Raw genomic sequence first — 20600 nt, 5'->3', positions numbered from 1 at the left:
AATCATTGCCACTGCGCCAACAGTGGCTTTTTATATAAATTGCTTACCATAAACTGACTATTGATGAGGTTTTTTATGGATATTGCGACCATTTTCTCCTCCGCTAAAACTACTCTTGATATCCTCTCTGGAATGGAAACTAACAGCGTCTTGGCTGAGCGTGTTGCTCTCCTCAAGGATCAGATTGAAATACTCCGATATACCTACGAATCGACTCAAAAAGAACTGACCGAGACTAAAGCAAAATGCACCGCACTGGAGAATGAAATAGCGAGTTATCGCACAGCGGAACAATTTATCTTTGAACATGGTGCGGCATTTAAAAAAACCTCCACTGGCTACATCAAAGCGGTGTATTGCCCCAACTGTTTCAAAGTTGCTAGTGCGAGTTTTGTTCGTTTCCCTTTCCAATGTGGAAGCTGTAAATGGTCCAGCATGTTTAAAATGGGTGAATTTGAACGTATTTTTAATTCGTTGCCCTAACCGCATTTAATTTCTCCGTTTGTTCAGTGGCTTTTTATTGCCCTAAATCCCATTTCAAACACTGCACGCTATCTTGCAAGCGGTTCAAAATGTCTAATAATGTTCGTTTTTCTGATATGGATAACTGCTCGCCTAAATCTGATTCTGCAGAAATGGAACGACTATATTCGCCACACAATTTCCCCGCTTGAGCGGAAAGGCTTAACACTTCTTTAAGCTTATCCATTCCTGAACGCTGACATTCAGGGATGGGTACAAGTAAATAACCTTGCTCCGCTGCAATCGCTGCTAAAGTGGCACGACTACGCACCATTGCCATCAATTCCAAGCCTTCAATAAAGCTCAACTGATTTTGCTCACAATCAATATTTAACTTATTACTTAAGATATTCGGGGACTTATCCAACGCATAAGCAAGGGACGTAATTCCACCCGAACTATTCTTACAATCTCGGTGTAATAACCGCTGGATCTCTTTGCTATTCATTAAAATTTGTTCCTTTTCTTGAAGATTTATTCAAAGAGTGGGAGTAGATTAGTTTTCAGCGGGGAAAACATAATCAAGAGAAACGTTTGAACCTAAATCATTAAGTGCTTTTACAATACGTCTTGCATCATTTAATGATGGTTTTCTAAGGTTTAACTCATAATTAGCAATTCGGCTTTGACTAAATCCAACCTCTTGACCAAGTTTGGCTTGAGTTATTCCAATAGCCTCCCTCGCTCTAGCAAGATTATTCATTCAAATCTCCTTTTGTGATTAAAACAAAGAATATTAAATCACATTAAGTGATAACAATCAATCACATTGTGAATTTTTTATTTCATAACGTAACGTGATATTATTAGCGAGAATATAAGAGAGGTAATTTATGACTACATTGGGTCAACGTATTAAAGAATTAAGAATAAAAATGGGCGTTAATCAGAAAGAGTTTGCAGAAATGTGTGGACGCTTGGATAAAAGAGATCGTGCGTGGGGTCAATCTCGCATAGGAAATTATGAAACAGATGCAAGAGAGCCTAGCTTAGAAGATATTGAGGTGCTAGCAAAAGCTCTTGGCATTACAGCCGCAGAATTAGCATTTAGTAATGCAATTCCAGTAGAAATAATTAGATCTTTTCACTACCCACTGCTTAGCCCTGTACAAGCAGGTTACTTTACAGAAGTCAATTTACTGACAAATACCGATGAAGAAAGCCTATATGAGATGATCTCCTCCCAAGTCAAAGCAAGTAGCAACGCATTTTATTTAAAAATTGTCGGAAACTCTATGGCTCCACGCTTTCAAGAAGGGGATATGGTATTAATCGATCCTGATATATACCCAAATCCAGGGGATTTTGTTGCCGCACTTAACGAAGATGGCGAAGCCACATTTAAAAAATACAAAGAAACGGGCGAAGTGGACGAACACGGGAATAAACATTTTAACCTCGTTCCCCTAAATGATAGCTTTGGCACATTAAGCAGTAAAAGCAATAAGATTAGTATTATCGGCAAAGCCGTTGAGCATAGGAGTTGTTTGTAAAGTAAGGTTGGGGTTTATTGGTTAGTGGAAATGTGGCTTGAACTATTCCTATAATATGAAATTAAGGTTCTAAGAATGATGCATCACACAGCAAGAATGGAACAATTTAATGTCGCTGTTATAAGAGCAATAGCATCTGCTTGTGGTTTTAATACTGCAACATTGGAAGTAGATGATGATAGCGTTGATATAGAAATTTGTGCGAAATATCCCTTTGAGTTAGGGAAAGCGTCACGCTCAAGGGTTTCCATCCAATTAAAAGCCACATCAGCACTACAAAAGCAAGGTGAATATATCTCCTTTACATTGGATCGTAAAAACTATGACGACTTACGTATCTGCGATAGTGATCCAAGATACCTGTTTGTACTAGAGCTTCCCAAGAAATGCTCTCAATGGATAAGGCAAAAAAAGAAATTTTGTGCTTTTAAATATCGTTGCTATTGGCTATCATTACAAAATTTTAAAGATTTACCAGTTGGGCAAGGAACAAAAACAGTAAAAATTCCTACTAACCAAATTGTTGATATCCATTCTTTGCCTAAATTATTAGACTCTGCTCGTTCGGGAGAAGCTTATGTTCATCAACAGTAAGATAAAAGCAAAATTAGAGAATATCTCTATTGCTCTATTCTCTCAATATCTAACAAATAAAAACTGGAGCAATCCAAGCAATTTAGAAAAAGCAAGCCTATGGTACACAGCTGATAAATCTGATGGATTATCATTACCACTAAATGAAAACTTAGAAGATAAAACCACATATCTTCGACATATATGGAATGCATTAAAAGATTTATCTGATATTGAACAACGCAGTATTGATCAAATCATTAATGATATATTGATAAGCTATGAGGATAAAATCTATATCCGAGTCCAAGATGAAAGTGTCAAAGATGGAACTATTCCTTTATCCGATGGCGTTATCTTATTTGAAAATGCGAAAAACCTTATCCACTCTATCGCACAATCAGCTAAAAACCCAAAAGTGAATTACAGAGTTAATGAAGGTGGTCAATCAGTTAAAGATTTTATGAACAATGTTAGACTAGGGCAAACTAGCATTGGAAGTTATATCATAGAATTATCCTACCCAGTTGAAAATGTTCAAAGTAATCAGATAGAAAACTCAGAATTTAGTACTTCCTTCTCATTTGCTCGCGGGGTAACGCATAATTTACTAAAAAGTATAAGTAAATTAAAAGAAGCTATTTCAGAGTTTGATAGAGATCCAACTATCTTTGCTCCGTTAATTACCGACGGAGTAAGTTACAATCTATGTAATGCTCTTGCAAAGTTAAGTGGTTCGCACATGCAGAGAAAAGTGGAAATTTCTCTTAAAGCAGGTGATATTATCGACCCAAATATCAACTCGGATTTCAGTGTTAATTTCAGTAAAGATGAAATAGAAATTGTAGATATTGCTGCGAAATATTATCGAGAAGAGTTCACATTGCCAAATGTAGATATTATAGGGACAATTATAAGCAATACCTCAGCTCATTTAGAACAAGGTGGTTTTATCTTAATCAGCACGTCGATCCAAAACAAAAATAAAACTATTCGGATAGATTTAAACGCGGAACAATACCAAGCGGCAATAAAAGCCCACTCTGAAGGTAAGAAAGCACGATGCATCGGGAAAGATTTACATATAAATAAAAAGAACGGTCGATTGCAAAACTTAACATCATTTAGCGTTTTAAGCTAAGAACATACAACCGCCCTTGTGGCGGTTTTTATTTCCCTAAAATCTACTATTAACTACTCCTTACTACTATAAACCTAGCAAAATCCCACCGCACTTTAAGCATAGTTTGATACCAAAAGATAAGGTGTAACAAGGCTTGTTCTATGCTGTTTAATTTCCCACAAATCATACTTTGTTTGTAGATTTAACCATAACTTAGCACTGCCAATACCTGCCTCCTCTAAACTCAATGCCAGGTTTGTTGTTATTGGTGTTTTTCCATTTAAGACTCTTGATAACGTTTCTCGTGAAAAGCCTAAATGTTCTGCCAAATCTTTAATTTTTATATTGTTAGGCTCAATAAATCCATCAAGTAATATTTGACCTGGATGTGCTGGTTTACGCATAATTTCCCCCTAATGATAATCTTCATAATTTAAAATATAGGCATCACCATTAATAAATTCAAAAGTAATCCGCCAGTTACCATTGACGACCATGGAATAAACACCTTTTCGATCACCTTTTAATTCATGGCACTGATAAAATGGCATAAACTCTTCCACAGTTTCAGCACAATCAATTAAATCAAGGATACCATCTAATTTACGTTGGTGTTTTTGCTGAATGCCTTTTGTAATACCTTTTTCGAAATAAAGTTTTAAGCTCTTATGCTTGAAACTTTTAATCATAATGATAAACCCACCTATTAAACGTGATGTAAATATATCACAAATAAAAGAATAAGGCAAAATCCCTACCGCACTTTCTTTTTTTCTGTGATCTTGCTCACATTTTCAGCAATTAATCAAAAAATTTTAAAAATAAATTTCCTTGTAAATCAATAAAATAATCACAAATCGAAATAAATAAATAAAAATAATCACATATTGTTGTTGACATATAAATCACAAACAGTGATAATAACCGCATCAAAACAAACGGAGAAGACAAGATGAACAAAGTAACAGAAACAGAATTAAATAGTGCAATGGCTGAATTTAAAGATTTTGAGAAAACTATGAGCATTGGTTGCAAGAAAGACAATTTAAAAATGATTGAAATTATAAAAAACATGCTTGTGTTACTTAATGCCACTCCAGCAGACAAAATTGCAGAATTGATTATCAGTAGTGTAGAAATTAAATCTTATTTTGAAAGACGATTAAATGGATTTGAATGGTTAGCTCAACATTCTCACTAAGAATTTTTATCAAAGCCCTTAACTCAAGGGCTTGAGTAAAGGTTCTAAACCTAAAATAACAACCGCACTTATTTTAACAAAAAGGCGGAAGTTAAAATTGCTCTTTAACAGATTGAATAAGTAGGTCAGCGTTATGGTTAGCCCCTACCTACGGCGGAAAGCACCGCAGAAAACCACCGATTTGCTATTACACAGTGCATTTACGGACACCAAAGAGAAAGCTAGCTCTCGATGAGAACGTTAGACAAATGTGCTGTGTAATAGCTAATAGGAGATGAAGATGAATATGAGCAACAGAAAATTAAAAACCTTGCGTGGCGTGGATTACAACAAATCCACCAAAGCACGCAGAGCAAATCAGAAAGCAGAAGTCAGCCCCAAAGCACCAAGACGAGTTGAAAGTGCTTGCAATCAAGCGACTATTTGCGGATTTATCAAATCTCGCAAACGAGTTGATATTACCAATTACAACTGCAACAAGAAAACAAATAAAGCGCCAACAGTGCGAGCAAAAGAAAAACGCAGATTAGGCTTTAAAGAGCCGAGATAAAGATTTAATGGCATAAAAAGAGGAAACTAACTATGAAAAATAATGAACAATCAGGAAATCCTGAAAATTTGGAATTAGTGGTAGTAAAAAACAGCCTATCTGAATGTGATAAAGAACAAATCAAAGAGGCTGTATTGAAAAATGCTATCAATTTAACTTGTTTATATTCAAGTGAACTTGCTAAAGACTTGATTGAAGCAATCAAGCTAATTAATCAAGCTTAGGTATATTGTTAAATTCAGAAAGGTTGCTTTCAAAATTTTTAGCCAATGCAGAAATGAAATTGCTTAGCTGTTTAGCCTTATCTTCAAGATTGAAGCTGCTATCGTTAAAAATAGTTGTTGGGCTATTTTCAATAATTTTGTTAGCAAATTGGATAGCTAGCTTTTCTGACATTAATTTATTCATAATTTAATCCTTATTTTGTGTTGTGAGAGATTAAATTATATTCCTTAGTGTTGTGAGAGACAATAAGGCGAGTTTTGCGGTTCTCGTAAAAAAACCGCACCGAATTGACATAGTAAAACTCCGTTTGCCCACCTAAGACGTGGGCTTTTTTATAAGGAAAGAAAAATGAACATCCTTTCAAGTGAAGGGGCTATTTTTATTAGCTCAGTATTAGGTTTTTTATTTGGCTGTTCGCTTATGATTCTATTATTTGCAATATTTTGTTTTTTAAAAAAGAAATAAGACTTATCTATTTTTTTAAAATATCTAACATTTTACTTAAATAGTCTATTGAATATTTTTCTTGCTCTTTTTCTCTATATTCCGGTTTGTTTTTTTCAAAAGAGATTAGATTATTAATACAATTTTCTATTGATGTATCTTTTCCCTTAGAAAAAAGAGCAATCTCAATTGCAATAAATCGATGCTCTATACTAGTGGCTTCATTATGAAAATATTTAACATCTTCAAGCCCTTTTTTATATAATCTCAGAAAAAAGAAAGAGAAAAACTCAATAATCAATACAATGGAAAACTTAGGTAATCCTTCACTAGCAAATTCCAATAAACTAATATATGTCTTAGTAGGAAATAAAGTGAGATAAAAAGCTAATATTCCAATGCCTATAATTCCAGATGAGATACCTAACAACAAATTAACTAATGACTTTCTATTATGCAATTCAATAGCATCATAAACTCGACTTAAAGTTTTTAATTTATTTTCTCTAAAATTCTCAAGAGATACATCGTTCACAAACTGTTTTTTTAAATCATCATTTATGAGCTCTTGAGCTTTACTTAAAACAAGATTTTTTATATCACCATTTTCTATGGCATTAATTCTTTCTTGGGTATGCGAAATTTCTTTTGAAATCTCAGATAAAGAGATAAATATATTCTCTTTGCTTTTTGAATCAAGATTTAGAAATGCATATACTTTATTAACAATAAAGTTTAATGTTATGAACAAGACAAGAATAAAGCATACTCCTAATATAGGAGATGTAAGCTCTCGGCGAACAGAAAAAAGAAATAAATCTAAACTATTCACCCCCTTATAAAACATTGTGAAATCTAATAATATAATCAGGAGTGAAAATGAAAATAGTGAAAAGCATAAAAATGGTACAAAATTATCAATGAGATGCTTTTTAGAAAAAGACATTATGATCTCCTTGTTGTAAAGAATGATGAATGAACACCATAATTCTAACACTTGGAGATCATATTTACTATTTGACACCCACCGCCCTTTGATTTAGGATATACCCACTTTCAACAGAAAGTCCGATTAGTGACAGTAATCATTTTGTTCTTTGCAACAATTTAGATTAAAGAAATAGCTTGCCAAGTAAACTTGAGCAGGCTTTTTTAGTCTAAAAAGGTGACGATGATGAAAAAATATAGAAAATTAATCCGCTGCATGGCTTACAAAAAAGGCAATCTCTATATTGCCATATGTCTCGATCTCTCTTTGGCAGCACAGGGCGATACAATGGATGAAGCAATTGAGAAACTAGACGGACAAATCAAGGATTTTATTGCAGAAGTTAATGCTGAACCTCAACATGCTAGCCAGTTACTTAATCGTCCTGCTCCACTCTCCTTATGGGTAAAATATTATTGGTTTAAATTTTTATCTGCTAAAAACGGTAATAAAAAAGGCGTATCATTTTTTGAAGAGGATTGTTACGCTTAATGTTTACCCGAATTACGCCACTGACCTATAAAGAAGTAACCAGTGCATTGAAGCGGTTAGGTTTTGAAATCAAATCCAAAACAGCTACCGCACACGAGCAATGGATTAGAGTGGACGATAGAGGGAAATTTTTAGTAACGGTAGATAAGCATATATCGCCCTTTGATAAAGTCCTCATTCAAGCCATGGCAAGACAAGCTGGATTATCTACCAAAGCGTTTTTTAAAGAATGTAAGAGTAAGAAATAAGCCTGCACCACGCAGGCTTTTTTATTTGACACCGCCCCCTATTCAGATTAGACTATTACCACTTTCAACAGAAAGTCGGGATTTGCAGTCCTGAATTAGTACTAGGCGGTTAGAATGATAGGTCGCCTTAATGGTGGCTTTTTTTATAGCCGAAAATCAGTAAGTCAAACCTTTCAAAAGGTATGGGCAATTTGCCCCACCCTTTCAAAAGTAGTCAATGATGAACTGATTAAGGGGATCGAAAGATCCACCGTTTACCTAGTACAACGGCACTGCAAACCTTGATTAGTTCATCACCAGTTATTGCAGTGGCTAGTGATGAGTTTTTTAAAACTTGTACTAGGAGCAGTCAAAATGACTACATTAACTTTTCAAACTACTACTCTTTCGGTTATCAATCAAAACAACCAAACTTATTTCACAGCTAACGAAATTGGGCAAGCATTAGGTTATCGCAATCCAACAAGTGATGTTAAACGCATCTATGAACGTAACATTGACGAATTTACCCCAAATATGACCGCACTTGTGGATATGCAAACCGCAGGGGGAATGCAAAAAGTCAGAATTTTCAGCTTGCGTGGTTGTCACCTAATCGGAATGCTTAGCCACACCAAAGTCGCCAAAGAGTTTCGCAAATGGGTGCTGGATATTTTAGATCGTGAAACCGCACAGCCAAAACAGCTCGCCTTACCCGAGCCCGAAAAACGTTACACCTTTGAATTTACCGAGTACGAACTGGAACAACTCGTCTGGCTACATTGCAGCCACGAGCAAATGAACCTACTGCTTGGCGATATGATCGAACCACTTAACGCCATCGGCTCAAAATTCAGCGGCATTGTTTATAGTCACCACCACGAATATAAACGCCACCACAAAGCCACCGTTCAAACCATCAAACGATTAATTGAACCATTCAAACAATCGAACCGAACAAACTGGATAAGAGCCATTAACCTCTTAAACCGCATAGACTTCTAAACCCACAAAACACAAGCCACTTCATAGTGGCTTTTTTATTGGAGAAACAAATATGACAAACTTAATCGAATTTAAGTTGGATGTGCTCTATTTAAAAGCTGCAGTATTAGCCGCAGCTAAAAAAGATGTAAGAGAACAACTCAATGGCGTTTATTTTAACCTGATAAACGGTTGTTTACAGTCAACAAACGGACATATAGCTTTTATAACACAGCCGAATATTTTTAAAGCATACAGCGACAGCGATTGTAAAGGTTTCCTTATGCCAATCGACTTTGCGCAACAAGTTAGTGCAATAAAAACAGGTAAAAAGGAAGAAGATCGCCAACTTTATATTTCATTTAGCACGCAATCACGAACCTTGACCGCAAGGTTAAATAGCAACATTGTATCAGCAAATATTCAAGATTTGCCTTTCCCAAATTTGAACTTTGTTTATCAAAATGAAACGAAAAAATCTTGGGAGCCTATTTTTACTCAAACTTATAGTGCTCAAAACCTTGCAATTGCCTCGAAAATTGCTACCGCACTTAAACCTTTGATACAAAGCAAAGATGATACGCCGTCTATTGAATTCAAGCTAAGAGACAATACAGCGATTTTAAATATCAATGAAAACATGGTGCATCTTGTTTTAGCAGGCATGAACCCTGATACTGAATTTCAATATTTTGATTTAAAGGCGCAAAAATGAAACTCAAAAACCCCTTTGCCCTTATCCGCAAACTCAGACAATACAAGGCTATCTGTAAACGGCAATGCCAACAGCTCACGGCATACAATGATCAGATAACTGAGTTTATGACAGAAAATAATCAACAGCAAAGCAAATCCGTTTTTTGCAGAGCCAGCTAAAAATTGCAAACGAGCAACTACAGCTTGCAACAATAAGTGTAAATTTATTTCAGCAGAAGTGAGGAAATTAAGATGATATTAAATAATAAATGGGTTCCAGAAGTCCCACGCCCAGAATTAACAGACGAAGCATTTGAAAAATTTATTAAAGTATGGATTGAAAAAGAATATCCCGACGACTGCGAAGGTATACCCGCCGAAGAAACAGGCTTATATGAAGCTCTATTAAGCGATTGGAAGGGAAGCGATGAGCTTATGGCAGAAGATTTAATAAAATGCTATGGCTGGAGTTATGCAGAAGCAAAAGAATTTGAAGAAAAAAGCCTTTCTTTTGCTATCAACAAAAAAGAAAGAGAAATGTTCCAACAATGGGTCGCCGAAAACGGATATACATTACCTTTCCCAACAGGCTCAAGAGTAAAAATAGACACATGGCGCGGCGCAGTTTATGGCGTAATCGCACAAAATCAAGGCGAATATTTTAGCACAAAAGGACAAGCAGTAGTCAATCTTGATATAGAGAATGCAATTGTAACATATAGCGGAACAGTATTAGATCAAAGAGCTTTCCCATGGGAAATGTTGGAGTTAGTGGAGGAGCAAAATGAAACCCTTTGACCTAGAAAAAGCCCTAGCTGGTGAGCCTGTTAGATTAAGAAACGGGTGTAAAGCCTTTGTAAAATATCAAATTCCTGATGAATTTCATACAGAAAGCCCTTTAAGCGGTTATTTCTTAAAATCTTTTCTTGGTCGCATAAGAGCGAACCGCCAAAGCTGGAGATTAAACGGAAAAGTAAATCAATCGCTTGAGCATGATGAAGACATAGTAAGTATGTGGCAAGAACCAAATCCAAGAGTACAGTTGGATTTGCCTTGTCCACTAAAATAACAGCAAGAGGGGATGTGGTATATATGTGTTTTTACTCCTATAAAATTAAATTACTGCGAGAAACATAAAAACGTCTCCCAGCTCACATTGGGTAGTGGTGGTTATTTCGCCACTCGCGAAGACGCAGAAGAATGGCTAGATGCAATAAGAGGAGCAAGACGATGACTAAACAAAACAACGGCTGGATTAGTGTTGATGAGCGGCTTCCAGAAGTATTTACAAATTTTGAACTAATTACTCGTTCTAAAGTAGTCTTAGTTTTTGGTAGAGAAAGCAAAAAGGATAACAATCCTTTTATATTTGCGGCTTATTTAGGAGCTGATAAAAATTTTCATAGCCCAGAGGGTAAATGCTATGCCATTACTCATTGGCAACCACTCCCACAACCACCTGAAACTGAATAAAACCACACAACGCCCTCAATTTTGAGGGCTTTTTATTGGAGAAAGAATAATGACAACTTTAATCACTAAAGGTGAGCAAGTACCAGAATTGATTGTATGTGCTGCGGTGAGATTTTTTAACATTTGCGATCCTAGCATTGAAATTGATATCCCATCGGTTCGGCATATGGACACTTTTACTCACTCTATTTTAGAGCAGTTTTCGTATGATGAATGGCGGCAAAAGGAACAAGGATTTTTGACAAATAAAATGCGTTTTGTAAGCAGAAAAGAGGCATTAGAAATCGCTAAAGCCAATAATCAAATCCGTCGTGATATTGGTTACGAATCAAAAGAACTTTATTCGGAAATGTTGTATTAGTAGAAGTAGATTATTTAAACCAACCCTAGCAACCGCTAGGGTTTATTTTTGGAGGAAATATGGAAGAAGCACTAACAATAAAACAAGCTGCCAAGAGATTAAACCTCAGCTATAGCACAGTTTATCAACAGCGGTTGAATTGGGGATTTTTTCGTATGAGCGGATCTAGTGTATGGCGGATTTATCCATCAGAGCTTGATCGAAACCGACAAGAAATGCAAAATACAAGCCGATTAGGTGTTTTGGTCGGCGATAAGGAGAAAAAATGTCGATCAGAAAAAACAAAAATGGCATCTGGCAAATTGATTTCACCACACCGAACGGCGAGCGAGTTCGATGCAGTAGTAAAACGACTGACAAAAAACTCGCACAACAAATGCACGACAAGCTAAAACATGAGGCTTGGCAAATAGATCAATTAAATAAAAGACCAGAACGCACAGTAGAACAAGCCCTAATTAGATTTCTCGAAAAATCGGAACATCAAAAAGATCTTGATACCAAAATCCGACACGCAAAATATTGGCGAGAAACCATAGGACATAAGCTACTAAGCTCTTTAACAAGTGATGATATATATAACAATTTGCCAACTCACGTATTAAAAACAGGCAAAAAGTTATCTCCATCTACTCAAAATCGATATCGCACCTCAATCATGAGAGCATTAAATTTAGCTCGTCAGGCTGGTTGGGTTGATACAATTCCTTTTTTGGCAAAAAACGAGGAGCCTAAAAAGCGAGTTAGATGGATCACAAAAGATGAGGCTAATCTTTTGCTAAAAAATATGACTCTCGAATGGATGAGGGATATTTGCTTCTTTGCATTAATGACTGGTGCAAGGATGACAGAAATCCTCACTATGACATGGAGCAAAATTGATTTTAGCCAAAGTATTGCGATTGTAACAAGCGATATCGCCAAGTCAGGAAGAGCTAGGGCGTTACCACTGAACCGTGCAGCTATTAACTTTTTACGCCAAAAAGAAACCAAGCGAATATCAGATTATGTATTTCATAGAGGCAAAGGGAAAATGATCACAGATATAGATAGAGATCATTTACATAAAGCCTTAGAGCTATCAAATATATCTGATTTTAGATTTCATGATTTCAGGCATACTTGGGCGAGCTGGCATGTTCAGGCAGGCACTCCCCTGTTAACCTTAAAAGAGTTAGGCGGATGGGAAACAACAGAAATGGTACAAAAGTACGCACATCTAAATGCAGACCATCTTTTGACCTACGCAAACCATGTCAAATTTACGTCAAACGGACTAATTGACACAACAAAACTAGAGGCAAAAAATGACGACTTAGAAAATATTGAAGAAAATAAAAAAAGCCGTAAGTTACTGATTTCAAAGGCATAACTTACGACTTAGTACAAACTTTATGGCGGAGGAAGTGAGATTCGAACTCACGGAGGGCGTAAACCCTCGCCGGTTTTCAAGACCGGTGCCTTCAACCACTCGACCATTCCTCCGTGATTTAAGCGAGGTGCATATTAAGTGCTTTTAGTAATGAAGTCAAGCAATTAATCCATAGATTTCTATCATTTGCTCTTTTTTACGTCATTCTAAAAAAAGAAAAAATCCATGCTCTGATTATAAGCATGGATTTTACTATTAATAATGTACCTTACTCAGCTTGGGCTCTAGTTGGTTCTGAATAAACATGACTGATTGCACAATGATGTCCAGCAGCACCTTTACCATAGAAGTAATAGCGAGAGTCTTGCCATTCAACAATTGGGAAAGGCTGTGTTGGTTCATCACTTGATTTAGCCAATGTCATTTCAGCTTTTGTATGCACTACTGCTGAAATTGTGCCTAAACGTCCGTTAAACTCATATTCACGCACAAATTCTGTGACAGGTTTAACCACTGGCTCTTCTTCAACAGCTTCAAAAGATTGAGCAGTAGAAACTTCTTCCGCTACATCTTGTGTTAAACGTTGTAAGGACTCTTGAACTTTCTTCTCAACTGCTTCATTTGCAGGTTAGCTCACAAAGTTACTTAAAGGCTTAACGTCATCAGATTTACTGTCCATCAAGATTTCGCTAGCTGGAATAACAACTTCAACTTCTTCTTGCTGCGATTGTTGCTGTAACAATTCATCTACCGATAAGAAGTTATTATTTCTTGGAGTGATTGCATTAGGATCAATCCAAACTTTACCGCTTGCCAACTCTGGAGATGCTACCGCAGCAAATAGAGGCATTGCTGATTTCGTTTCTGTATTACGGCGACGTCTTTGGTTACTCACTCTTAAATGACGTGGTAAACGGCGTTGACGATAATTGTCTTGACGTTCAGGAGATTTTTCATTCTCTACGTCTGAAACAGAAACTTCACTTGTCACAAATTCTGATGTTTTTTCTACAACAGCTTGTTCTTCTATTGATACAGAAATTGGCGCATCAGCTAAATTTTCCTCAATTCGAACCTTTTTGCGAAGGTCACGACGTTGGCGACGAGCTTGAGTTACTTCAATCACTTCTTCAACTTTAGCTTGAGTATCTAGCTCGCTAGTCTTCACTGTGTTAATTTGTGACTCATCAACAGATTTTTTCGTGCGTTTCGCATTACGTTCTGAGCGAGAGCGTTGAGCATCTTCATTACGAATATCCTCACCCTTAACACTATCACTCTCATAACGGCTCCGGCGATTAGGACGTCGTTCTTGATTACGGAGATTGTTATGCGAGTTTTTATTATGGCGTGCGCCTTTAGCTTTTTTATCTTTATCTGAACTATCGCTAAAGAGCTTTTTAATGCCCGCAATAATATGCGTTAACAATGATACCTTCTCTTGTTTTCTCTCAACAGGCATTGGTGCTGGCGTTTCAATAGCTAACGAAACTGCAGCATTTTCTACCGCACTTTCAGCTGTCAATACAGGACTTTCAATATTGCGAGAAACTAAAGACTCTTCTGCTACACAAGAATCATCATGCACTTCATGTAATTTAGCCAAGTTGTAGCTTAACTCATGAATTTCTTCGCCTTCACGAACGCGGAAAACACTAAAGTGCGGTGTTTCCATTACCTCATTTGGTGCCACCACAATATCAACATTATGACGTTTTTCAATATTATGGATTGCTTTACGTTTTTCATTCAACAGATAAGATGCAATTTGAACAGGCACAATTGTATGTACTTGTTTTGTATTTTCTTTAAGTGCCTCTTCTTCTAATAAACGTAAAATTGATAAAGATAAAGACTCATTATCACGAATTTTTCCAGTACCTTGACATCGAGGGCAAACATGATGCGAAGACTCACCTAAAGATGGGCTTAAACGTTGGCGAGACATTTCTAATAAGCCAAAACGGGAAATTCGACTAATTTGAATTCTTGCACGATCTTGACGAACTGCATCACGCATGCGATTTTCAACTTCTCGTTGATGACGAACAGGAGTCATATCAATGAAGTCAATGACAATTAAACCGCCTAAATCTCGTAAACGTAATTGGCGAGCAATTTCATCTGCTGCCTCTAAATTAGTATTTAACGCTGTTTCCACAATATCACCTCCACGTGTAGAACGCGCAGAGTTAATATCAATAGCGGTTAAGGCTTCAGTTACATCAATGACAATCGATCCACCTGAAGGTAAACGAACTTCACGTTGGAAAGCCGATTCAATTTGAGATTCAATTTGATAATGACTGAATAGAGGAACTTCGCCTTGATACAGTTTTACACGATTAATAAAATCTGGGCGTACTAATTTAATATGTGCTTTCGCTTTCTCATAAACTTTAGGACTATCAATCAATATTTCGCCAATATCACGACGTAAATAATCACGAATAGCGCGAACAATTACATCACTTTCTTGGTGAATTAAAAATGGTGCTGGACGACTTTGAGATGCTTGTTTAATTGCCTCCCAATGATGTAATAACACTTTGAGATCCCATTGTAATTCTTCTGGCGATTTACCAACCCCAGCAGTACGCACGATTAAACCAACGCCTTCAGGAACATCAAGAGAGCTTAAGGCATCTTTTAACTCTAAGCGTTCATCTCCTTCAATACGACGAGAAATACCACCCGCTCTTGGGTTATTTGGCATAATCACCAAATAGCTTCCAGCTAAAGAAACAAAGGTCGTTAAAGCTGCGCCTTTGTTACCTCGCTCTTCTTTGTTTACCTGAACAATCACTTCTTGACCTTCAGTCAAAATATCACGAATATTTGGACGTCCTTGGTACACATAATCTTCTGGGAAATATTCACGAGCAATTTCTTTTAATGGTAAGAAACCATGTCTTTCTACACCATAATCAACAAAGGCTGCCTCTAAACTCGGTTCAACACGAGTAATACGGCCTTTGTAAATATTTGCTTTTTTCTGTTCATGACCTGGACTTTCGATATCCAAATCAAATAGGCGTTGCCCATCAACTAAGGCAACACGCAACTCCTCTTTTTGAGTTGCATTGATCAACATTCTTTTCATCGCTTAATTTTTCTCTAAATTTTATTATTAATAACTAGAATTAAAACAACCGCACTTTGCTTCGCAATCGACCTCGTGTCTGTCGCAAAATGTCAGTCTCTCGACTGTCAGTTGCTGGGTGCATTGATTGCGTTATTAAGATATGTGTTGAAATAGTTTTCTTAATACAAACAAAATTATTTTAAATGGGTAATTTTGCAAGCCACAGATTGCTTAAATCTACATAAAATCATTGATATATTAATGTCTTACGCCACTCGCAGCATTAACAACTCGCCAATGATAACTTATTTATTTTTAAGCATTTTATCTGCTCAAAAATAGGCTCTATTATCCACTGATAAACAAATTTTAGCAAGGTAATTCCTATTTTTTATGCTATGATACGCAACAATTTTATCGGGTAAAAAAGTTGAAAAATGATGCAAAAGAATCATGAAAAAATAATCAATCAAAGCGTAAAAATGCTAACAATTAGTGAAGATGAAAGTGGACAACGAGTTGATAACTTTTTATTAGCCAAACTGAAAGGCGTACCTAAAAGTTTAATCTATCGTATTTTGCGCAAAGGCGAAGTCAGAGTAAATAAAGGACGAGTTAAACCAGAGTATAAATTACAAACTGGAGATATGATTAGAATTCCACCCATTCGAGTATCTGAAAAAGAACAGGCTCCAATTTCCAAAAAATTAAACAAAGTTGCACAATTAGAGCAACAAATTATCTTTGAAGATGAGCATCTACTAGTCTTAAATAAACCATCAGGTATTGCTGTACATGGTGGAAGTGGGCTGAATTTTGGCGTGATAGAAGCATTACGCACATTACGCCCTGAAGCCCGCTTTTTAGAGTTAGTACATCGTTTAGATAGAGATACATCAGGTATTTTGCTCGTGGCGAAAAAACGCTCAGCTTTGCGTAGCCTACATGAGCAATTAAGGGAAAAAACAATCCAAAAAGATTATCTAGCCCTTGTTCGTGGTCATTGGCAATCTCATTGCAAAACAATACAAGCACCGTTATTGAAAAACGAACTGGCTAGCGGAGAACGGATTGTAAAAGTAAGTGAACAGGGCAAGCCTTCAGAAACAAAATTTAGTGTCGAAGAGCGGTATCAAAATGCCACCTTAGTGAAGGCATCTCCAATTACTGGCAGAACGCATCAAATTCGTGTACATACTCAATATGCTGGTCATCCAATTGCGCTTGATGATAAATATGGTGATAAAAATTTTGACCAACAAATGACCGCACTTGGCTTAAATCGCCTTTTCTTACACGCTTTTGCTATCCGTTTCGAACACCCCAAAACAGGCGAAACTCTACGCTTAGTAGCACAATTAGATGATACGATGAAAAATATTTTAAAATTATTAAGAGAAAATAAAGCATGAGATCTTTAATCATTTGTTTAGTATCTGCTATATCAATTTCTTCAATGGCTCAACCAACAATATCTACAAGAGATATTGTTGGTAAATGGAGATGTGTTATTCATTATCCACTTTTTAACCTAACGACTGTAGATCATACCGAATATTTAGAAAATGGCAGTTCTGTCGGTATTGGCTATATGGATTTTTCTCGAGAATTCAAATATGAAACAAAGCACACTGGACTATGGGTGATAAGCGATAATTCTCTTATTGAAACTAGTAATGATTATAAAATAATCAAAATTCATTCAGATAAAACTATGCGAAGATTAGAAACTGATACTAGTTATGCTGCAAGAGAAAATTTAATTTACCTATGGCTAAAAAGTGGATACAACTTACCTACTATAACTCAATTTGACATTAAAACTTTTACTGAAAATAAATTTGAATTTCTTCATGTATTAGAAAATAAACATTTTAAAGGCGTTTGTGAAAAACAAGATAAATAAAAAGTGAGAACTTATCTCACCTTCGTCAATTCATTTATGCTTCTATATCCCCGCAGAAACGATAACCTTCTCCATGAATAGTCATGATAATTTCTGGCGTATCCGCATGATCTTCAAAATGCTTACGAATACGGCGAATAGTCACATCCACAGTACGATCTTGTGGTTTTAATTCTCTCCCAGTCATTTTTCTCAGTAATTCCTCACGAGTTTGAATTTTTCCTGGGTTTTCACAAAAATGTAGCATGGCTCTAAACTCACTACGCGGCAACTTATATTCTTCGCCTTCAGGATTGATTAAAGAACGAGAGTTTAAATCCAAGGTCCAACCATTAAATCGATATTGATCTACTTGGCTAGTGTTGGTTTTCTGGATCTCTTGCATTGTGCGTTGTAAGAGATTTCTTGCGCGAATTGTTAATTCTCTTGGATTAAAAGGTTTAGTAATATAATCATCAGCACCGATCTCCAACCCTAAAATCTTATCAACTTCATTATCTCGCCCAGTCAAAAACATTAATGCCGTATTTGTATTTTCGCGCAACTCACGAGCCAACATTAAACCATTTTTTCCAGGTAAATTAATATCCATAATGACTAAGTCAATTTTATGTGTCGCAAGTACCCGATGCATTTGATTACCATCTGATGCTTCTAGCACATCATAACCTTCCGCCTCAAAGATACTTTTTAGCGTATTTCGGGTAATAACTTCATCTTCAATAATTAAAATTTGTGGTGTACTCATACTTTATCCCTAGAATATAATCCAATTTAGTTACTGGGCTTATTGTATAATTGCAACATTATTGTAACAAGTGAAAAAAGACAATTTTTCTGCATAGCACTAAATTTCATGATACAGATCATAAAACACTTGTTTTAATCTACCTCTGCAAATATTATGTTACCCTTTTGTAAATTCGCAATTAATCTATTTAGTAGCCAGGAACGTTTGAATGAAAAAAATTTTAAGCATTTTCTCTATTTTTCTTACCGCACTTTGCATCACAATCCAAGCTCAAGGCAGTATTTTTAACAAAAAAACACAATTTTTAAAAAGTGAAGACGCCTTTCAATTTAGTAGTCAGCAAGAAGGACAAAAACTCACTTTACATTGGAATATTGCAGAAAACTATTATCTCTATAAAAAAGAAATCAGTATTGAATTGGTGAATGCTGATAACAAAACAGAAACTCTTTCTATTGATAGCTTAAATTTACCTCATGCGGAACTACATCAAGATGAATTTTTTGGCGAAACTGAGATTTACCGCAGTGAATTAAATATATCTCTTAATCTTCCTCAAAATACATTTATTCATAAAGCATTAATTACTTATCAAGGCTGTACCACAGGTTTTTGCTACCCACCAGAAACTCAAGAAGTTTCTATTGACAATACATTAATAAATACCCCAGAAATAATTGCTAGCCAACAACCAGAACAGAATAAACTTGCCTCAAACTTATTAAATAATAAATACGCCCCATTAGGCTTTTTCTTATTAGGTCTAGGTTTGGCATTTACGCCTTGCGTATTACCAATGCTGCCATTGTTATCGGCAATTGTTATCGGTGCAAATCAACGACCAAATAGTTTACGTGCCTTAGGCTTGAGCTTTGTTTATGTGCAAGGCATGGCGCTAACCTATACTTTACTCGGACTCATTGTTGCCGCAATTGGATTACCATTTCAAATAGCGTTACAAAGCCCTTATGTGCTTATTACCTTGTCTGTTATTTTCATTTTCCTAGCATTATCTATGTTTGGGGTGTTTACTCTGCAACTTCCAAGCTCATTACAGACCAAACTTACCCAATTAAGTCAACAACAAAAGAGCGGTGCTTTTGGTGGGGTTTTTGTGATGGGAATGATTGCTGGCCTTGTTGCTTCGCCTTGTACCTCTGCACCTTTATCTGGCGCATTACTTTACGTTGCGCAAACTGGTGATCTTAAAACGGGTGCATTAACGCTTTACTTATTAGCCTTAGGAATGGGCGTGCCTTTGATTTTAATTACCTTATTTGGTAACAAAATTTTGCCTAAATCAGGTGCTTGGATGGAAAAAGTTAAAAATGCCTTTGGCTTTGTCATGCTGTTGCTACCTATCTTTCTACTTTCTCGTGTATTCCCAAATTATACCGATTATTTATGGGCAAGCTGGCTATTTATCTTGATTATCTGGATCTTTACACAATGGAGAAAAAGCTGGTTAGGCTGGGTTATTGCCACTATTTTGACCGCTCTTTTCCTATTTAATCCAAGTTGGCATAAAAATGGACAAGAAACAACACAACAATTATCTCATGTTCAATTTCAGCCTGTTCAAAATTATATCGAATTACAACAAATGCTAAGCAACAATCCAAAATCAGTAGCAATGTTGGATCTTTATGCAGATTGGTGTGTTGCTTGTAAAGAATTTGAAAAATACACCTTTAGTGCAGAAAATGTTCAACCGCTATTTGAACATGTTTTACTACTACAAGTCGATATGACAAAAAATAGCCCAGCTAACACAGAGCTAATGAAACAACTACAAGTTCTAGGTTTGCCTACTATTATTTTCTTCGACAAATCAGGAAAAGAAATTGAGCAGGCTCGTATAACAGGCTTTATGGATAAGCAAGAATTTGAACAATGGCTCAGAAATCATGTGTTACCAACCCCATAAATCAGAAAAAAAATAACCGCACTTTAAAGAGCGGTTTATCTCAGACCATTGACAAACCTCTAGACATCTTTCTAGAGGTTTGATCTAATAGGCTTATCGAAAAAGGAAATGCCTATGCTCAAAAATACCACCTCTCCCCAATATGAGCTCGAGATGATAAGTCTCGAACAACTCGTGCCTAAAGACCATCTTGTCCGTAAGGTGGCG

At 36.2% G+C, this 20600-nt stretch carries 27 protein-coding genes, 1 tRNA gene and 1 pseudogene; 20 read left to right on the top strand and 9 right to left on the bottom strand.

All coding sequences use genetic code 11. The features are described from left to right. Nucleotides 1–75: 75 nt before the first annotated feature. A complete protein-coding gene (locus tag B0186_RS04055) occupies nt 76–483 on the top strand; it encodes a hypothetical protein (protein WP_078218118.1) in 408 nt (135 codons plus the stop codon). 34 nt (nt 484–517) lie between these two features. Here B0186_RS04055 and B0186_RS04050 read toward each other — a convergent pair whose 3' ends face one another. Next, nucleotides 518–970, bottom strand: a complete 453-nt coding sequence (locus B0186_RS04050) for a phage regulatory CII family protein (protein ID WP_078218117.1) — start codon at nt 968–970, stop codon at nt 518–520. Nucleotides 971–1018: 48 nt separating this feature from the next. After that, on the bottom strand, nt 1019–1225 hold the full coding sequence (locus tag B0186_RS04045; protein ID WP_078218116.1) for a helix-turn-helix transcriptional regulator: 207 nt from the start codon (nt 1223–1225) through the stop codon (nt 1019–1021). Between the two features lie 130 nt (nt 1226–1355). Between B0186_RS04045 and B0186_RS04040 the strand changes: the two genes are divergently transcribed. From B0186_RS04040 to B0186_RS04030, 3 genes are all read left to right on the top strand, one after another. After that, complete coding sequence (locus B0186_RS04040) at nt 1356–2015, top strand: LexA family protein (RefSeq protein ID WP_078218115.1); 660 nt, start codon at nt 1356–1358, stop codon at nt 2013–2015. A 75-nt stretch (nt 2016–2090) separates the two neighbouring features. Further along, the gene (locus B0186_RS04035; protein ID WP_078218114.1) at nt 2091–2609 is read left to right on the top strand and encodes a DUF4365 domain-containing protein; all 519 of its coding nucleotides are present in this window, start codon (nt 2091–2093) and stop codon (nt 2607–2609) included. After that, on the top strand, nt 2593–3729 hold the full coding sequence (locus B0186_RS04030; RefSeq protein ID WP_078218113.1) for a hypothetical protein: 1137 nt from the start codon (nt 2593–2595) through the stop codon (nt 3727–3729). Before B0186_RS04035 ends, B0186_RS04030 begins: the two co-directional genes overlap by 17 nt. A 95-nt stretch (nt 3730–3824) precedes the next feature. Here B0186_RS04030 and B0186_RS04025 read toward each other — a convergent pair whose 3' ends face one another. Together B0186_RS04025 and B0186_RS04020 are read right to left on the bottom strand one after the other, a co-directional pair. After that, the gene (locus B0186_RS04025) at nt 3825–4115 is read right to left on the bottom strand and encodes a HigA family addiction module antitoxin (protein WP_078218112.1); all 291 of its coding nucleotides are present in this window, start codon (nt 4113–4115) and stop codon (nt 3825–3827) included. Between the two features lie 9 nt (nt 4116–4124). Beyond that, nucleotides 4125–4400 (bottom strand): type II toxin-antitoxin system RelE/ParE family toxin, encoded by a 276-nt coding sequence (locus B0186_RS04020; protein WP_078218111.1) that lies wholly within the window; start codon nt 4398–4400, stop codon nt 4125–4127. A gap of 263 nt (nt 4401–4663) precedes the next feature. Between B0186_RS04020 and B0186_RS04015 the strand changes: the two genes are divergently transcribed. The 3 genes from B0186_RS04015 (at nt 4664) to B0186_RS04005 (ending at nt 5686) form a co-directional block, all read left to right on the top strand. Next, entirely contained in the window at nt 4664–4912 is a 249-nt protein-coding gene (locus tag B0186_RS04015; protein WP_078218110.1) for a hypothetical protein, read from the top strand. Between the two features lie 280 nt (nt 4913–5192). After that, a complete protein-coding gene (locus B0186_RS04010; RefSeq protein ID WP_078218109.1) occupies nt 5193–5462 on the top strand; it encodes a hypothetical protein in 270 nt (89 codons plus the stop codon). 32 nt (nt 5463–5494) lie between these two features. Continuing rightward, nucleotides 5495–5686, top strand: a complete 192-nt coding sequence (locus B0186_RS04005; protein ID WP_078218108.1) for a hypothetical protein — start codon at nt 5495–5497, stop codon at nt 5684–5686. On the opposite strand, the gene B0186_RS04000 is transcribed toward B0186_RS04005, so the two are convergent. Beyond that, nucleotides 5673–5870 (bottom strand): hypothetical protein, encoded by a 198-nt coding sequence (locus tag B0186_RS04000; RefSeq protein ID WP_078218107.1) that lies wholly within the window; start codon nt 5868–5870, stop codon nt 5673–5675. The genes B0186_RS04005 and B0186_RS04000 overlap by 14 nt on opposite strands. Nucleotides 5871–6159: 289 nt before the next feature. Further along, nucleotides 6160–7077, bottom strand: coding sequence for a hypothetical protein (locus tag B0186_RS03995; protein WP_078218106.1), 918 nt, complete (start codon nt 7075–7077; stop codon nt 6160–6162). 228 nt (nt 7078–7305) lie between these two features. Here B0186_RS03995 and B0186_RS03990 point away from each other — a divergent pair, with 228 nt between their 5' ends. The 10 genes from B0186_RS03990 to B0186_RS03945 all read left to right on the top strand — a co-directional run bounded on the left by B0186_RS03990 (nt 7306) and on the right by B0186_RS03945 (nt 12724). Further along, nucleotides 7306–7611, top strand: a complete 306-nt coding sequence (locus B0186_RS03990) for a hypothetical protein (RefSeq protein ID WP_078218105.1) — start codon at nt 7306–7308, stop codon at nt 7609–7611. Further along, entirely contained in the window at nt 7611–7859 is a 249-nt protein-coding gene (locus B0186_RS03985; RefSeq protein ID WP_078218104.1) for a type II toxin-antitoxin system HicA family toxin, read from the top strand. Before B0186_RS03990 ends, B0186_RS03985 begins: the two co-directional genes overlap by 1 nt. Nucleotides 7860–8213: 354 nt before the next feature. After that, on the top strand, nt 8214–8843 hold the full coding sequence (locus tag B0186_RS03980) for a P22AR C-terminal domain-containing protein (protein ID WP_078218103.1): 630 nt from the start codon (nt 8214–8216) through the stop codon (nt 8841–8843). A gap of 52 nt (nt 8844–8895) precedes the next feature. Next, nucleotides 8896–9537, top strand: coding sequence for a hypothetical protein (locus tag B0186_RS03975; protein ID WP_078218102.1), 642 nt, complete (start codon nt 8896–8898; stop codon nt 9535–9537). A gap of 233 nt (nt 9538–9770) precedes the next feature. Beyond that, nucleotides 9771–10316 (top strand): hypothetical protein, encoded by a 546-nt coding sequence (locus tag B0186_RS03970; RefSeq protein WP_078218101.1) that lies wholly within the window; start codon nt 9771–9773, stop codon nt 10314–10316. Next, nucleotides 10303–10587: a hypothetical protein gene (locus tag B0186_RS11975; protein ID WP_235817169.1), complete on the top strand. Its 285-nt coding sequence runs from the start codon at nt 10303–10305 to the stop codon at nt 10585–10587. Before B0186_RS03970 ends, B0186_RS11975 begins: the two co-directional genes overlap by 14 nt. 161 nt (nt 10588–10748) lie before the next feature. After that, on the top strand, nt 10749–10991 hold the full coding sequence (locus B0186_RS03960; protein WP_158077953.1) for a DUF551 domain-containing protein: 243 nt from the start codon (nt 10749–10751) through the stop codon (nt 10989–10991). A gap of 49 nt (nt 10992–11040) precedes the next feature. Continuing rightward, nucleotides 11041–11352, top strand: coding sequence for a hypothetical protein (locus B0186_RS03955; RefSeq protein ID WP_078218099.1), 312 nt, complete (start codon nt 11041–11043; stop codon nt 11350–11352). A gap of 59 nt (nt 11353–11411) precedes the next feature. Further along, complete coding sequence (locus B0186_RS03950; RefSeq protein ID WP_235817168.1) at nt 11412–11744, top strand: helix-turn-helix domain-containing protein; 333 nt, start codon at nt 11412–11414, stop codon at nt 11742–11744. Continuing rightward, entirely contained in the window at nt 11645–12724 is a 1080-nt protein-coding gene (locus B0186_RS03945; RefSeq protein WP_268875276.1) for a tyrosine-type recombinase/integrase, read from the top strand. Before B0186_RS03950 ends, B0186_RS03945 begins: the two co-directional genes overlap by 100 nt. Before the next feature lie 23 nt (nt 12725–12747). Here the strand turns inward: B0186_RS03945 and B0186_RS03940 are convergent. Continuing rightward, nucleotides 12748–12837, bottom strand: a tRNA-Ser gene (locus tag B0186_RS03940). A 155-nt stretch (nt 12838–12992) separates the two neighbouring features. After that, nucleotides 12993–15827 (bottom strand): annotated as a pseudogene (gene rne, locus B0186_RS03935) (ribonuclease E). 422 nt (nt 15828–16249) lie between these two features. Here rne and rluC point away from each other — a divergent pair. Both rluC and B0186_RS03925 read left to right on the top strand, forming a co-directional pair. Beyond that, nucleotides 16250–17221, top strand: a complete 972-nt coding sequence (rluC, locus tag B0186_RS03930) for a 23S rRNA pseudouridine(955/2504/2580) synthase RluC (protein WP_078218097.1) — start codon at nt 16250–16252, stop codon at nt 17219–17221. Then, nucleotides 17218–17715: a hypothetical protein gene (locus B0186_RS03925; RefSeq protein WP_078218096.1), complete on the top strand. Its 498-nt coding sequence runs from the start codon at nt 17218–17220 to the stop codon at nt 17713–17715. Before rluC ends, B0186_RS03925 begins: the two co-directional genes overlap by 4 nt. A 34-nt stretch (nt 17716–17749) precedes the next feature. Here the strand turns inward: B0186_RS03925 and arcA are convergent, their stop codons facing one another. Next, nucleotides 17750–18463 (bottom strand): two-component system response regulator ArcA, encoded by a 714-nt coding sequence (arcA, locus tag B0186_RS03920; protein ID WP_078218095.1) that lies wholly within the window; start codon nt 18461–18463, stop codon nt 17750–17752. A 211-nt stretch (nt 18464–18674) separates the two neighbouring features. Here arcA and B0186_RS03915 point away from each other — a divergent pair, with 211 nt between their 5' ends. Beyond that, nucleotides 18675–20393, top strand: coding sequence for a protein-disulfide reductase DsbD (locus B0186_RS03915; RefSeq protein ID WP_078218094.1), 1719 nt, complete (start codon nt 18675–18677; stop codon nt 20391–20393). Nucleotides 20394–20600: the final 207 nt, after the last annotated feature.

This window comes from Canicola haemoglobinophilus (assembly GCF_002015075.1).
Taxonomy (GTDB): Bacteria; Pseudomonadota; Gammaproteobacteria; order Enterobacterales; family Pasteurellaceae; genus Canicola; species Canicola haemoglobinophilus.
This window is presented reverse-complemented; position numbering and strand designations above follow the sequence as displayed.